This window comes from Acinetobacter lwoffii, from assembly GCF_049367455.1.
In the GTDB taxonomy this organism is placed as follows: Bacteria; Pseudomonadota; Gammaproteobacteria; order Pseudomonadales; family Moraxellaceae; genus Acinetobacter; species Acinetobacter lwoffii_W.
Window position 1 is genome coordinate 1,109,236 of the sequence record NZ_JBMPXW010000001.1, and the last position, 14,720, is coordinate 1,123,955.

Here is a 14,720-nt window from a genome sequence, read left to right on the forward strand (position 1 = left end):
TAAATTTCATATAGTCTAAAAATCATAGAAGCGTTAAATCATTTATGGATAAGATATTTCAGTTCATATCCCGACCGATCCAGAATTCTCCCTGGAAAATGACATTTAACCTCGCGCTTGCACCTTTGATCATCGCTGTAATTTTATTCCCTTATGCGCTATTTCATGAAGTCAGTTATGGGGTTTTCTCCATTTTCAAGAGTCTGTTTGCAGCGCTTTTTATTAGCTTTTTTGTCTGCCTGACTTACTGGGTGATGGTCTTTCCTTTTCTATTAGTGACTCACCTGCTGCTATGCCATTATCAGCTGTTTAATATCATCACGATTTTAATGAGCTGCGTACTGGGAACCCTGATTCTGGCTTATATCTCGCATCCTCCAAGTGAAAATTTTAGTTCCCATTTTTTGTTTCTGCTGTGTTTTTCCCTGCCGATGGCACTATTTTACAGTTTTCTCAGCTGGCAAGCTGACCAGAGTTGATCACGCCCTGCCTGTTAACTTCTGTTTTAATCCGGTTTTAAGCTTTCATTTTAAAATGATTCAGCTCCTGATTGAGTGCGGCAATCATGTCTGCCCGGCTGATAATTCCCACCAATTTCTGCTCGCTCACCACCGGAATATAGTTGAAGGAACGCTCGACAAAATATGGCACCAGATCCTGAATGGGTTGTAAAGGCTGCACTGTGATCACCTTACGGGTCATGATATGTTTGACCTGATGTTCCCAGCTACTGCGCACATCGGCAGCGCGCTTGAACCATTCCACCACCTGATACATTGCCAGTGTACCGACCAGTTGTTCATCGGCATTAACGACGGGCAGGCTCATCAGGTTCATCTGTTTGAACTTGTCCAGTGCATGCTGAATATCATCATTTTCATGCAGGGTTGCCACATCCTTGGTCATAATATCCTGGCAGCTAAATTCATGCACTGCACGCGCATTGGCGCGGTTTTGTGCCTCCAGAATAATTTTTTGCAGGTCATATTCACTGATGTCCAGCAGCTCGGTACGCTGATCCAGGACTTCCTGAATATCCTGCGGTTGAATGGTGACTTTCTGGGTGGGCGTAGGATCTTTGGAGCGGGTATTTAGTTGGGCTTGCTGCGGATAATCCTTTCCAATCATCCGGTTAAAGACAATCGCAATCACCATGAGCAGAATTGAATTGAGCAGCACCGGATAAAATACAAAGGCATAACCCAGTTCATGTACTGGCTGGCCACCCAGCACGGCGGTAATCGCTACGGCGCCACTCGGTGGATGCAGGGAATCTGTGGTCATCATCAGGACGATCGCCAAGGCCACGGCTACACTAAAAGCCTCAGTCGGACTGGCAATCAACAAGGCACAGCTCACGCCAATCACCGCAGCAATGGTATTTCCGACCAGAATATTCCAGGGCTGTGCCAGAGGACTGGCTGGCACTGCAAACAGTAATACCGAGGATGCGCCCATCGGGGCAATATACCAGGCTTCAAAATCCCCCAGAATCCATAAACTCAACAAAGATGAAACCACCAAACCCAATAGTGCTCCAACTCCGCAGAGCAAACGGTCTTTGAGTGGAAGAACTTTGAAATTCGGTTTTAAGGTATTGAGCCAGTCGAGATGGGAGTGAAACACAGTGCGCCTAATCTTATTGTTTATAGATTTTGGGCATTATAGAACCAAGCCCGATGAAAGGCATCTGTGTTTTACATCTTTTCATCATTCGCGAATGCAGGCTTTTTAAAACAATATTTCGCTTAGCTTAAAAATACTCAGCAAGATTTTTTATAGGGGCTGTGCTATCTCCGCCTACTTCTGAAATGGAATAAATCCTTTTAAACCATTTTGCTTAGATATTTTCTAGATCGTTTTTATTATGGCCTACTCGTTCATTCAGGTTTGAATCAGGGGCTGGATTTTTAACAGTTCGACCTCACCATAATAGGTTGAAAATGCCACATCTCCGGCATCGACTCCAGTACCGATCCGAATAAGATTTTCGACCGGAGCCAAACGGGTCGGATCAAACTGCACCCAGCCACCGTCTAAATAGGCTTCAAAAATGGCATGAAAATCGGGTAAAAACTTTTCAATTTCCACATAACCGACCACCATGCGTGCCGGAATTCCCAAGGCACGGCACAGGGCAATGCCTAAATGGGCGAAGTCACGACATACGCCTGCACGATGCACCAGTACATCTGTGGCAGTGGTAAACTGGTCAGAACTGCCAGACACATAAAAAATATTGTTATAAATCCACTGTTCAATGGCTTTGACCCGAGTATAACCTGGTGTCATCCAGCCAAATGAGCGTTTCGCCATTTCCAGCAATAAATCCGAATTGCAATAACGGCTGGCCAGCAAATAAGGCAATACTTCATCGGGCAGCTCAGGAATGGCCACTTCTTTCAGACCCTGCTGAAGTTCCAGAGAGAGGCTCGGATGATGGACTACTGTCGCCGTATAATTCAGCTCAAAAGTCTCACAGGGTTCGACCTGTAGCCGGATATGACGATTTTGATGCTGAGCATCCTGAAATTCATGCCATACCAACGGCAGATTAAAGCTGAGTTGTTCTTCGAGAATCTTCTGATCGGAATGATGTGCCGCCTGAAGCATAAAAATAAATTCTGTCGGTTGCACGACCTTGTATTTTAAATGGCACTGAATTTGGTAAGTGGTCATGAAGTTCCTTATTTTTAAGCATTATTATATTGCGTGAATATTAAACTAATTTTAGAGCAGCAATCGTATGAGATCCGTTGAACTTTATGACTCTCCGGTTAACGGCATGCCATACATCTGGTTTATTCCTGATTTTCAGCTCGGCCCGTATCGACCAGCCAAGCTAAAAATGCAGTAAGACTCTAAATACCGCGTATCCTTTAAGCCTGTTTTATTTTTTTCAGAAAAGTATCCCCACATTAACCCTTTGCCACTCCCCTGCAAAGTCCTTATAATTGAGCACAATTTTTCTCTAATTTTAAGTGGATGACCATGAGTCGCGCCATATCGCATATTGATACCTTCCAAGGCTTAATTCTTGCCTTACAAACTTACTGGGCGGAGCAAGGCTGCGTCATTTTGCAACCTTATGATATGGAAATGGGTGCAGGGACATTCCACACTGCGACTTTCCTTCGTGCGCTGGGTCCTGAAACCTGGAATGCCGCTTACGTTCAACCGTCACGCCGTCCGAAAGATGGCCGTTATGGTGAAAACCCGAACCGTTTGCAACATTATTACCAATTCCAGGTGGTGCTTAAGCCAAACCCGGACAACATCCAGCAGCTTTATCTTGATTCATTAAAAGCGATTGGTATTGACCCACTGGTACACGACATTCGTTTCGTAGAAGACAACTGGGAATCTCCAACACTGGGTGCTTGGGGCTTAGGTTGGGAAGTTTGGTTAAACGGTATGGAAGTGACTCAGTTCACCTACTTCCAGCAAGTCGGTGGTGTTGAATGCTACCCAGTGACTGGTGAAATCACTTACGGTCTTGAACGTCTTGCGATGTATCTGCAAGGTGTAGATTCGGTTTACGATCTGGTTTGGACCAAAGGTCAGTTCGGTACGGTAACGTATGGTGATGTATTCCATCAAAATGAAGTGGAACAATCGACCTATAACTTCGAATATGCCAACGTTGAAAAAATGTTTGAATTGTTCGATTTTTACGAAGCTGAGGCAACGCGCTTAATTGAAGCGAAACTTCCACTTCCTGCATATGAGCAAGTCGTGAAAGCATCACACAGCTTCAACTTATTGGATGCGCGTGGCGCGATTTCTGTGACTGAACGTCAACGTTATATTTTACGTGTACGTACCTTGGCACGTTCAATTGCACAAAGTTATGTGGCTGCACGTGCGGAACTTGGTTTCCCAATGGCTGAACCTGCATTACGTGATGAAGTGTTGGCACAATTAAAAGCGCAAGTTGAAGCAGAAGCGAAAGAAGCAAACAAGGAGAGCAAATAATGTCTAAACATACCGTTTTGTTCGAATTGGGTTGTGAAGAACTTCCACCAAAAAGCCTGAAAAAATTACGTGATGCCTTACATGCAGAAACCGTAAAAGGCTTAAAAGATGCTGGTCTTGCTTTCGATTCAATCGCAGCCTATGCAGCACCACGTCGTCTTGCACTTAAAATCGTCAACGTTGATGCTGCGCAAGCAGATACACAAAAACGTTTTGATGGCCCTGCGAAGCAAGCTGCATTTGATGCTGAAGGCAACCCGACTAAAGCCCTTGAAGGCTTTATGCGTGGTCAAGGCATCACAGTTGACCAAGTTTCGACTTTCCAAGCGGGTAAAGTTGAAAAAGTATGCTTCTTGAAAGACGTGAAAGGTCAAAGCCTTGACGTTTTACTACCACAAATTTTACAAAATGCTTTGGACAATCTTCCAATTGCAAAACGTATGCGTTCTGCGGCAAGCCGTACTGAATTCGTACGTCCCGTAAAATGGGTGGTGTTGTTAAAAGATAACGATGTGATTGATGCAACCATTCAAGATCATAAAGCGGGTAACGTGACGTATGGTCACCGTTTCCACGCGCCTGAAGCGATCACTTTAGCGCATGCTGACGAATACCTTGCGAAGTTAAAAGCAGCGCATGTTGTGGCTTCTTTTGAAGAGCGTCAAGCGATCATCGACCAACAAGTGAAAGCATTGGCGGATGAAGTGAATGCCATCGCAATTGTACCAAGTGATCTTCGTGACGAAGTGACTGCATTGGTTGAATGGCCTGTTGCGCTACGTGCAAGCTTTGAAGAACGCTTCCTTGCTGTTCCTCAAGAAGCATTAATTACGACGATGCAGGACAACCAAAAATACTTCTGTTTGGTGAATAGCGACAATAAACTTCAACCGTACTTCATTACTGTGTCAAACATTGAGTCGAAAGACCCGACACAAATTATTGAAGGTAACGAAAAAGTGGTTCGCCCACGTTTGTCTGATGCTGAATTCTTCTTCTTGCAAGATCAAAAGCAACCGCTTGCGTCTCGTAAAGAAAAACTTGCGAACATGGTGTTCCAAGCAGAGCTTGGTACGCTTTGGAACAAGTCTGAACGTATTGCAAAATTGGCTGTTGCGCTTGCGCCTATTACAGGTGCAAAAGCGGAAGATGCTGAAAAAGCGGCACTTCTTGCAAAATGCGATTTAACCTCTGAGCTTGTGGGTGAATTCCCTGAACTTCAAGGGATTGCAGGGACTTACTACGCACGTCTTGAAGGTGAAAATGCGGAAGTGGCTGAGTCTTTAGGTGAGCAATACTTACCTAAATTCGCAGGTGACGTTTTACCGAAAACCAAAACTGGTACAACCATTGCTCTTGCGGATCGTTTAGATACGCTCACAGGTATTTTCGGTATTGGTCAAGCGCCTACAGGTTCTAAAGACCCATTTGCACTACGTCGTTCTGCAATTGGTATTTTGCGTCTTGTGACTGAAAACGAGCTTGATGTTTCAATTGAAGATTTGATCAAACTTGCACTTGCTGCTTATGGCGATGTATTGAAAGATCACGACAAGACTTTGGCGGATGCTGTGGCATTCCTTGAAGGTCGTTACCGTGCGAAATACGAAGACCAAGGCGTTGCAGTAGACGTGATTCAGGCAGTTCAAGCCTTGTCGCCAAAATCTCCACTTGATTTTGACAAGCGTGTAAATGCGGTCAATCACTTCCGCGCATTGCCTGAAGCGGCTGCGCTTGCTGCTGCAAACAAGCGTGTTGCGAACATTTTGGCAAAAGAAACTGCTCCTGAAGGTGCTGTAGTTGAAGCAAACTTGGTTGAAGATGCTGAAAAAGCATTGTTCGCTGAACTTGCTAAAATTGCGCCTCAAGTTGAGCCGTTATTTGCTGCTAAAGACTATACTGCTGCGTTGTCTGCACTTGCTGCACTTCGTGCGCCAGTGGATGCGTTCTTTGACGGCGTCATGGTGATGGCTGATGATGCTGACCTGAAAGCAAACCGTTTACGTATGCTTGCGCAGCTTCGAGGCTTGTTTACGAAAGTGGCTGATATTTCGGTATTACAGCACTAAGTCAGACATTTGAAATAAAATTAAAACCCTGCTAGAAATAGTGGGGTTTTTTATTTTTCTCAATAATATGAAATTATCACAAGCACAAAAAGCATTAGAATTTTTAAAATCTAATCCTAACCAAAAATTTACAGCTAGATTTATTGCTGATAAATTAATTGCTACATATCCTCAAGACTATATTGAGAAAAGAAATAATATTAAATTTGAAAACAATGAAAGTGCTTTTAAACAATAAGTTATTCGAGAGTTATATAGTATTTTCCCAGACTTAATTCAAAATAATCCTTGTGTAAAATATCAAGAAAAACCAAGTCCACGCCAATATTGGTATGAACCAACTTCAAATCTTTCACCAGTAAAAGGAATTGACTTCCATAATTCATTAATTATTGATGCAGAAGACAATAATCCCCCATCGATTCAAGAAAAAATATTTTCAGAATATGACTTATATCCTGTATTGATAGAATACCTATCCCAAGAACTCAATTTGCTTACATTAAGAATTGATGAAAAAAGATCATCAAATACTAGAGGACAAAATGGTAATCAATGGCTACATCCAGATATTAGACTTCCGTCATAAATCAAAAAACGTACAATTTATTTGATCTTAAATTAATCAGCAAAATTATTTAATTCAAGAGATAATCCTTGGATGAAATTCAAAGATATTCAAAAATTATCAAACGTTAAGTTTCGTAGGCTTACCGGTGTTAGTTGGGCTACATTTAACCTCATGTTGGCCGAGCTAAATAAGCATTTACCTCGTCATATTGGTAAAGGACGACCGCATAAATTACCGTTGGAAGATCGTTTGCTCTTATGTATAGAATATTGGAGAGAATATCGAACATTTTTCCATCTTGGTATGAGTTACGGTGTATCTGAAACGAGTGCAATTCGTATCACACGTGTTATTGAAGATACCTTAATCCGTTCTGGAAAATTTAACTTGCCAAAACAACTTCCTAATCGAGATGAAGTGGATTGGGAAGTTGTTGTGATTGATGCAACTGAAATATTAGTTCAACGTCCAAAAAAAACAGAAGAAATGGTATAGCGGTAAAAAAAAGCGACATACCTTTAAATTTCAGCTATCTATGCACTATACAACAGGTGAAATACTGAGTGTATGTGGAAGTCATGGAAGCATGCATGATTTTAAAATATTTAAAAAAAGTATGAGGAAATTAAAATTTAAGCCCTTTTTTATCGTTGATAAGGGGTATTTAGGGATAAAAAAATTGGGTTTTGGATACCTCATGCCATCTAAAGCAAAGAAAACTGAAAAATTAGATTCTGAATTAAAAAAGTTAAATACAGAGATTGGTCGTAGACGAATTCAAGTAGAGCATGTATTTGGAAGGATGAAATGTTTTAAGATTTTATCTTGTGTATATAGAAATCGTCGTAAAAGATTAAACCTGCGGTTTAATTTACTTGCTGGCATATACAATTTAGATTGGGTGAAAGATAAACAATTAAATTGATTGAAAAATGATTTATGAAGGAAGTCTATTGTGGCAATGCAAGCATTAGATAATAAATGGAATGATCTAGTTAAAACTTGTGTAAAGCATAGTTCTGGACAAAATGTTCGACTTTGGTCATTCGAGGTAAAAAAAGAACTAAATAACTCAAATATTAGAAGTAGTTTTTTCCAAGCAGTAAGTAATTCTAGTTGGGCAAATGAAGGATATTTAGTTGCGACCTCAATTTCTACCAATGAAGTTGAAGAAGAACTTCGTATGCTCTCAGCCCTCCATGGTATTGGTGTAATAATTTTAATTCCTGAAAATCCTACTGAAAGCGAAATTTTGCTTCCTGCTCGCCGGAGACCAGAAGTGGATTGGCAATCAATAAATCGAATTTTAAATGAAAATTCCGACTTTAAAAATTTTATTGAATTAGTCTCAATTTATTATCAAACTGGTCGTATTCGTACGCAGGATTGGAATCGTTAATCATTGAGCTATAGTCATTTTCTAACCGATTCCCTATACTCAACCTAACAACACTCAACAAGAAAGAATCATATGAAATTTAAAACACTCATTCTGACTGGTCTTGCGAGTATCGCAGTTACAGCTTGTACATCTGCACCAAAAATCCCACAGCTTCAGGTTGGCGTCTTACAGGAAGTCCAAAACCTCGAAGTTGTTCCAGCTACCACCAACAACAAGGCAAAACTGACCAAATTCCTCGACAAATGCGTGATTGAATTCACCGGTGATATTGGCAATAACCGTGTCATTGAACAATGGTCATTTAAAGGTATGACTCTAATCGATGCCGGCTCAGCGACTTTCCAGCGCGACGGTACTAGCACTGCACAAAAATTTGACCTGCACGATGCAGGGGTACAGAAGAACTTTGTCAGCTTACGCGAACATTTCGCCAAAGATGCCCTGACACAATGTGATTAAAAAGATCGCCTTGTTTCTAGTCTAAGAACAGGGCTTTTATTTTGCTAAAAATCAATTCGACACTTGGGCTAATTTCTACTGCCCTTTCTTTAAAAATTACAATATTTCGGCACAGATCAACCTGAAAGCTCTGCACTCTTCACAGGATATTCATTGTTTTTGACCAATTATCCGTTACACTGAAAAACAAACTCAGACCGCACTTAGACGAATTCGAGGTCGATCCATAATGAATATCAAAACCCCAATTATTTTAACGACAGCTTTAATGCTTTCTGTTCCAGCATTCGCACAAACCACGACTCAGTCTGCCAAACCGGTTAAACCCTATGGTGAAAATCCGAACTTGCTGCATGTGTTTGCCTATAAAGCACAAGAAGGCGTGATTAATACCGCCGAGAAAGTCGGTGAAGCAACGGAAAAAGGCATTGCCAAAATCAAGCCGGGGGTAGACCGGGCCTGGAGCAATACCAAATCTGCAACCTCGGAAACACTGCAAAAAGTAGATCAGGGTGCAACTCAGGCAGCCCAGCAAACCGGTCAGAAAATCCAGCAGACCAAAGAAGTCTGGCGTGGCAATTCACAGCAGGCGGCTATTGTTCAGCAGCCTTTAAGTGAGCCCTCTGCTGCCCCACAGCAAACAACCACCCCAAAAATGCAGCCTCAATCTGGTTCAGGTTCAGCCACCAGTTATGCGGTAACCGATTTATAAAAAAAGCCCGTAATGGGCTTTTTTATTTTTAGAAAATAAAACTATTACCTTGTATCAACGCGGTCTATGAATTGACCTGTCGGATCGGCTGACCTTGTTTAAATGCTTCTACATTTTCCACCATCTGATCCACAATGCGTTGTCTTGCATCGACACTGCCCCAGGCATTATGTGGTGTCACAATCAGGTTCGGAATTGTAGGATCGAGTAGCACATTACCCTGTTTCGGTGGCTCTACCGTTAGAACATCCGTCGCAGCACCGGCAATCTTGCATGCACGCAGAGCCTCAGCCAAAGCAGCTTCATCGACAATACCACCACGCGCACAGTTAATTAAAAATGCACTGCTTTTCATTGCATCCAGTTCAGCATGACTGATTAAATGTCGGGTATCCTCAGTGAGTGGACAATGCAGACTGAGAAAATCGACTTGAGCAAGCAGCTCGGCAAATGGCACACGCGATGCATCCGCCGGACGGTTTGGCAGCACAGCAATGAGAACTTTCATGCCAAAGGCTTCGGCCAGTTTCGCCACCGCATGACCCAATTCGCCATAACCGACAATGCCTAGTGTTTTTCCGGCCAGCTCGACAATCGGCGCATCCAGCAAACAGAACTGGCTGGCTTTTTGCCATTCGCCTTGTTCTAATACACGTTGGTACGACAAGAATGAAGTCGCCAGATTGAGCATCAACATGATCGTATGCTGCGCGACTGCCGAAGTACCATAGGCCTGACAGTTACACACCACGATCCCACGTGCTTTGGCCGCCGTAAGGTCGACATTATTGGTACCGGTTGCAGAGATTAAAATGAGTTTAAGCTCAGGGCATTGTTGAATGGTAGCTGCATCGATCACGACTTTATTGGTTATGATGACATCGACATCAGCTACACGGGATACAATCTCGGCAGCCGAGGTCGCCGGATACAAAACAAGTGGATCAAATGCGGCATGCAGTGCCTGAAAGTCCAAATCCTGCTGGTCTAAAGAAGCATAGTCTAAATAAACGGCTTTCATGGCTGTTCCCTCAATCCTGTTTGACAATTTATGTGTGTCATTTAAAACAAGTCATTAAGGCTTTTCAACCTGTTTCCACTGGAACAATTAATCCAGCGGTTTATCCATATAGTTACGTAATGACTTGCGGATTCGATACACCACATACACGGATAGAATAATCATAAAAATGACGGATGCACTGACCATAATCACTGCAGGATGCACAGTTTCTGCATGCGCCAGATTGGGTAGAACCAAACCGAAGATAAAACATACTTGCATCATCCGAGTCGCTTGCATCATAGAGATCCCCTTCTTCGTTTCAACCATCGGGAACGATATAATTGGTTTATTATTTATACCGCTTATCTCTATATTATGCCAAGCCCATAACAAGTCAAGTAATTGTTTTTTATTAAAATTTTCAGTTAATTTGTCTCACTGTGCGTCACAAACTGCGTATTTTTGTCACTATCGTCGATAAAAGCAGCAGCACCATATTCATTGGTACTCAGATTCAGCTGCTTATAGCTAAACATATAAAAATCACTATAGCGCTTCATTAAAATCGGGTGCATGCCCAGACTGAGTTCATCCTGTTCCTTGATCAGCTTCATGATATGCCGGTCATTCATCACCACCAGATAACGTTCATCATTCAGGTTAATACTCAATAAACCATTACCTTTGGCATAAATTGGAATCAGGAATTTATGGTTCAGGGCAATTGCACCTTCTGCATAACTTTCGATTTTATGGCTGATGACATTAAATACCAGACCATGCCCATACTGGTCCAACAGCAACTGACGATTTTCCTGCGGCAAATTCACATGAATGCCCAGTTTGAGCAGGTCATGCTGATCAACCTGTTTATTGCGTAACAGTTCCCGCAAAATCACCTGTTTCTGGCTGGCATCAAAAAACTGGTTATCCAGTTGCAGATCGTTATTTTTCAGAATGTGTCCCAAAGCCATGCGGTGTCGTGGCAAGACATTTTCAATCACCTTGCGATAATAGAACTTGCTGTTTTTCTTGACCCGGCGCATTTTCTGATAGAAATAGCTTGGCTCATATTCATGCACCAAAAAGTCATAGAGCAATTCGGAACTGGCCAAAACTGCGATCGCATCATGTCCGGTAAAAGGTAAATGCAGCACATGATGATGCGGAATCAGCGCCTCTAATTTCAGATAATGGGCACGATCTTCGGCACAGTAAGGATCATAGACAATAATATATTCACACGCAGGGTCGATATCTTCGGCTGCAACCCGCATATTTGTATTCAGCTCTGGCTGATAGAACATGTTATAACGGGCATCATGTACATCTTCCGGATCGATCGAGTATTGCGGCACCATCGCCACCACCCGTTGTACGCCCAAGGCACGGGAATACTTGATCGCAGCATAGCCGCCCATCGAACCGCCATAGGCAATACGCTGCTGAAACGGCTCAATCAGATCTGCGATGGCTTGCAACATGTTCCACATGGAACCTTGCGGAAACCAGGATTTATGCTTGGGCATAATGCCAAGCACATTAAACTCGAATTTCGCCAGTGACTTTTCTGCATTGATGTTGAGGCCCTTGGCACGGGTAATCAAATCGCCAAATGAAAAAATTAGTTCTGAAGAAGATCCCGGCATAAAAATCGCGCGTATATGTTCATCTTCAAAAACAATCTGCTTGTCCATAACTTTCCCGTGCTGGTAAATCGAACCCTTCCACAACAATTCAGTCAATGAACGCTGTCAAAAAAGTGAATATGCTATTTTATATCGATCAAAAAGATTAAAAAGCGCAAAATATGACACAATCATTACATCCTGCAGCAAAACGGGGTTTTAGTGCGTCGGCTGAGCTCTATCAGCAAGTGCGTCCCGATTATCCGGCAGAAATCAGCCAATGGCTGAGTGAAACGCTGGCTTTGCCTGTAGATGCGCATCTTCTGGATTTGGGCAGCGGCACCGGCAAGTTTATCCCCTATTTACGCCCGCTCAGTAAGCACATTATCGCAATTGATCCTGTCCCGGAAATGCTGGCTCAATTAAAACAGGCGCATCCGGACATTCATGCTCTTGAAGGCGTTAGCCATCAACTTCCCTTGCCCGATCATAGCCTGAATGCGGTATTTTGTGCACAGTCATTTCACTGGTTTGCCGATTCTGCTACCTTACAAGAATTAGACCGGGTACTCAAACCGCAGGGTTATCTGGTGTTAATCTGGAATCAGCGCGATACTCGGGCAGACTGGGTTCAGGCCTTGGCCGATTGTATTGCCCCCTTGGAAGGCGATACGCCACGCTATCATAGTGGCGCCTGGCGCAAGGTCTTTGCACAGCAAACGCTATTTCAGCCTTATGCAGAAACCACAATGACCCAACAACAGCATGGCAGTGTCGAGCAGGTGGTATCGAAACGGCTGCTCTCGACCAGTTTTATTGCAGCCATGCCGGTACAGCAACAAGCACAGTTAAAACAACAATTTGAACAGATCATCCAGCAATATACAGCCAAAAGCGCAGAGGAAATGATCGATTTTCCTTATGTCACCCATATTTATGTGTTCAAGAAAAGTAATTAAAAACAGGAGGCGATCATGCATAAAATACCAGGAATGACACGAACGCTGTTGTTCGCTGCGGCCATGCTGCTGATGGCATGTGACCAGAAAACGACCGAAACTCCGACTGAAGCGATAACAGATAATACAGCTTCAGATCAAGTCATGCAGGAACTGAAAACTGAGCCGCTGAAAGACTTCCCTAAAACTGCTGATGATCCGCATGATATTGCCGCATTGACAGATTATGAACAGCGCTTTCAGGAAATGAGTAGTGACCTGGAAAAAGAATTGAACAGCATGCGCGATGATGAAAATATGACAGAAGAATTTGTCCAGCAACGTCAGCGTGATCATGTCCAGTCAGCATTGAATATGTTAAAGGCTTTAGAACTGAAAACCGAACAGGGCCGCTATATTCAGGGCTTGATGTATCAGTACTGGGAACATCAGGACAAATTACTCAATACTCCCAAGACTCAAGCTGCGCCCGTGAATGAAGCCAGTGAGAATGTCAAAGGTCTAGGGAAATATCTACACGCCCAAGAACAGCTGGAACGCTGGCGTTCGCAATATCCAGATCTCGCCAAGAAAGAACCCGCTTCCCGGCAAGTGAAGGAATAGTCTAGGAGGCTAGATTGGCACACAGCTTAGATCAAATACAAAAATAATCTAAGCTGAACTGGCAGTTTGAAAACAGCGTGGATGAGCAAGACCTGTTCTGCTGAGCCTGAATCTCAGCAGAAGCGCCAGAAATGACTTAATCTGCTGTCAGAAACTGATGCACGCCTTCACCCGCTGCACGCCCTGTGGCAAAACAGGCGGTCAGCAGATAGCCGCCTGTCGGTGCATCCCAGTCCAGCATTTCTCCGCAAAGAAATACATGCGGGTTAGATTTCAATTGTAGCTGTTCTGACAACACTTCACGCTTGACACCACCTGCACAGCTAATCGCCTCTTCAATCGGGCGGAAACCTGTGAGTGGAATAGTCAAATGTTTAATTTTTTTGGCTAATTCATGAGCGTCTTGCCATAATGCTTTGGCCACCAGCTCCCGTACTAGAGCTGCCTTGGCACCGTCCAATCCGGCTTTACGCCAGACATTACTTAAAGACTGCTTCTTACTTGGCTGTAATTTTTGTGCAAGCTGTTCGATGCTTTGATTTGGGAATAGGTCCAGATGCAGCTGCATAGGCTGCCCCTGTTTTAGTTGCTCGCGTAAGCCACGACCCTGCTTATAGATCAGACCACTTTCCAGACCATAATGACTGATCACGATATCGCCAATGGTTTTTTCACCTTGCCCAACCCATGCCTCGACACGCTTTAAAGGTTGACCAAAAACTGGCTGCATAAACCGAGACCAAGGATATTCCACTCCAGCATTACTGGCCTGAAATGGCTCAATTTCATCCGGTTTCAGCCAGGCTTGCCATGCCCCATCACTACCCAATGCTGACCAGGACACTGCACCACAAGCCAGAATAATGGCATCAAAATATTCAGTGCGATGTTCATTATTTTTCAGATCATGCAGCTCAAGCTGTTGCTGCTGCAACTGGCTGACTTTATGCCGGTAATGAAACTGAACGCCATCACTGGCTAAACGTTTGAGCCAGGCACGCAGTAAGGGCGCGGCTTTCATCTCTGTGGGAAATACCCGGCCAGACGAACCGATATAAGGTTCAATACCGAGCTGTTTCATCCAGTCTTGAATCCAGAGCGCATCCCAGCGTTTGATCCAGGGAGACAACCACTCCACCTGATCATAACGTTGTACAAACTGTGGCACAGGCTCGGCATGGGAAATATTCAGACCGGTTTTGCCTGCCATCAGGAATTTACGCGCAGCAGACGGTTTTTGCTCATAAACATGCAGCTCATAATCAAACTGACTGAGCACTTCTGCTGCCATTAAGCCTGCGGGGCCTGCGCCCACAATAGCAATGCGTTTGCTCAT

16 protein-coding genes and 1 pseudogene are annotated in these 14,720 nt (G+C 43.5%); 11 read left to right on the plus strand and 6 right to left on the minus strand.

What is annotated here, in order from left to right:
- The first annotated feature begins 98 nt into the window (after positions 1 to 98).
- A complete protein-coding gene (locus ACO1B7_RS05330; RefSeq protein ID WP_004278537.1) occupies positions 99 to 479 on the plus strand; it encodes a hypothetical protein in 381 nt (126 codons plus the stop codon).
- A gap of 37 nt (positions 480 to 516) precedes the next feature.
- Here the strand turns inward: ACO1B7_RS05330 and ACO1B7_RS05335 are convergent, their stop codons facing one another.
- Both ACO1B7_RS05335 and ACO1B7_RS05340 read right to left on the minus strand, forming a co-directional pair.
- Positions 517 to 1,626: an HPP family protein gene (locus tag ACO1B7_RS05335; RefSeq protein ID WP_005102970.1), complete on the minus strand. Its 1,110-nt coding sequence runs from the start codon at positions 1,624 to 1,626 to the stop codon at positions 517 to 519.
- A 258-nt stretch (positions 1,627 to 1,884) separates the two neighbouring features.
- Positions 1,885 to 2,679 (minus strand): transglutaminase-like domain-containing protein, encoded by a 795-nt coding sequence (locus ACO1B7_RS05340; RefSeq protein ID WP_423089886.1) that lies wholly within the window; start codon positions 2,677 to 2,679, stop codon positions 1,885 to 1,887.
- A gap of 312 nt (positions 2,680 to 2,991) precedes the next feature.
- Here ACO1B7_RS05340 and glyQ point away from each other — a divergent pair, with 312 nt between their 5' ends.
- The 8 genes and pseudogenes from glyQ (at position 2,992) to ACO1B7_RS05380 (ending at position 9,188) form a co-directional block, all read left to right on the plus strand.
- On the plus strand, positions 2,992 to 3,975 hold the full coding sequence (gene glyQ / locus ACO1B7_RS05345; RefSeq protein WP_005102966.1) for a glycine--tRNA ligase subunit alpha: 984 nt from the start codon (positions 2,992 to 2,994) through the stop codon (positions 3,973 to 3,975).
- Positions 3,975 to 6,044 carry a glycine--tRNA ligase subunit beta gene (glyS, locus tag ACO1B7_RS05350; RefSeq protein ID WP_005267524.1) on the plus strand — a complete coding sequence of 690 codons (2,070 nt, stop codon included), beginning with the start codon at positions 3,975 to 3,977 and terminating at the stop codon, positions 6,042 to 6,044. Before glyQ ends, glyS begins: the two co-directional genes overlap by 1 nt.
- 67 nt (positions 6,045 to 6,111) lie before the next feature.
- Positions 6,112 to 6,282 carry a hypothetical protein gene (locus ACO1B7_RS05355; protein WP_017398057.1) on the plus strand — a complete coding sequence of 57 codons (171 nt, stop codon included), beginning with the start codon at positions 6,112 to 6,114 and terminating at the stop codon, positions 6,280 to 6,282.
- Between the two features lie 423 nt (positions 6,283 to 6,705).
- Positions 6,706 to 7,110, plus strand: coding sequence for a transposase family protein (locus ACO1B7_RS05360; protein WP_000669095.1), 405 nt, complete (start codon positions 6,706 to 6,708; stop codon positions 7,108 to 7,110).
- A gap of 37 nt (positions 7,111 to 7,147) precedes the next feature.
- Positions 7,148 to 7,540 (plus strand): annotated as a pseudogene (locus ACO1B7_RS05365) (transposase family protein); the annotation flags it as partial.
- A gap of 30 nt (positions 7,541 to 7,570) precedes the next feature.
- On the plus strand, positions 7,571 to 8,014 hold the full coding sequence (locus ACO1B7_RS05370; RefSeq protein ID WP_423089887.1) for a hypothetical protein: 444 nt from the start codon (positions 7,571 to 7,573) through the stop codon (positions 8,012 to 8,014).
- Positions 8,015 to 8,086: 72 nt separating this feature from the next.
- Positions 8,087 to 8,476 (plus strand): hypothetical protein, encoded by a 390-nt coding sequence (locus ACO1B7_RS05375; RefSeq protein WP_004278545.1) that lies wholly within the window; start codon positions 8,087 to 8,089, stop codon positions 8,474 to 8,476.
- Between the two features lie 229 nt (positions 8,477 to 8,705).
- Positions 8,706 to 9,188, plus strand: coding sequence for a hypothetical protein (locus tag ACO1B7_RS05380; protein ID WP_005102957.1), 483 nt, complete (start codon positions 8,706 to 8,708; stop codon positions 9,186 to 9,188).
- Positions 9,189 to 9,252: 64 nt separating this feature from the next.
- Here the strand turns inward: ACO1B7_RS05380 and ACO1B7_RS05385 are convergent, their stop codons facing one another.
- The 3 genes from ACO1B7_RS05385 to ACO1B7_RS05395 all read right to left on the minus strand — a co-directional run bounded on the left by ACO1B7_RS05385 (position 9,253) and on the right by ACO1B7_RS05395 (position 11,891).
- Positions 9,253 to 10,209: a 2-hydroxyacid dehydrogenase gene (locus ACO1B7_RS05385; RefSeq protein ID WP_005102955.1), complete on the minus strand. Its 957-nt coding sequence runs from the start codon at positions 10,207 to 10,209 to the stop codon at positions 9,253 to 9,255.
- A gap of 87 nt (positions 10,210 to 10,296) precedes the next feature.
- Positions 10,297 to 10,494, minus strand: coding sequence for a hypothetical protein (locus ACO1B7_RS05390; RefSeq protein ID WP_005102954.1), 198 nt, complete (start codon positions 10,492 to 10,494; stop codon positions 10,297 to 10,299).
- Between the two features lie 125 nt (positions 10,495 to 10,619).
- Entirely contained in the window at positions 10,620 to 11,891 is a 1,272-nt protein-coding gene (locus ACO1B7_RS05395) for a hypothetical protein (protein WP_005102952.1), read from the minus strand.
- Between the two features lie 113 nt (positions 11,892 to 12,004).
- Between ACO1B7_RS05395 and ACO1B7_RS05400 the strand changes: the two genes are divergently transcribed.
- Both ACO1B7_RS05400 and ACO1B7_RS05405 read left to right on the plus strand, forming a co-directional pair.
- Positions 12,005 to 12,781: a class I SAM-dependent methyltransferase gene (locus tag ACO1B7_RS05400; RefSeq protein WP_005267531.1), complete on the plus strand. Its 777-nt coding sequence runs from the start codon at positions 12,005 to 12,007 to the stop codon at positions 12,779 to 12,781.
- A gap of 15 nt (positions 12,782 to 12,796) precedes the next feature.
- Positions 12,797 to 13,384: a hypothetical protein gene (locus ACO1B7_RS05405; RefSeq protein ID WP_005267534.1), complete on the plus strand. Its 588-nt coding sequence runs from the start codon at positions 12,797 to 12,799 to the stop codon at positions 13,382 to 13,384.
- A gap of 136 nt (positions 13,385 to 13,520) precedes the next feature.
- Here ACO1B7_RS05405 and ACO1B7_RS05410 read toward each other — a convergent pair whose 3' ends face one another.
- Entirely contained in the window at positions 13,521 to 14,720 is a 1,200-nt protein-coding gene (locus ACO1B7_RS05410; protein WP_005267536.1) for a TIGR03862 family flavoprotein, read from the minus strand.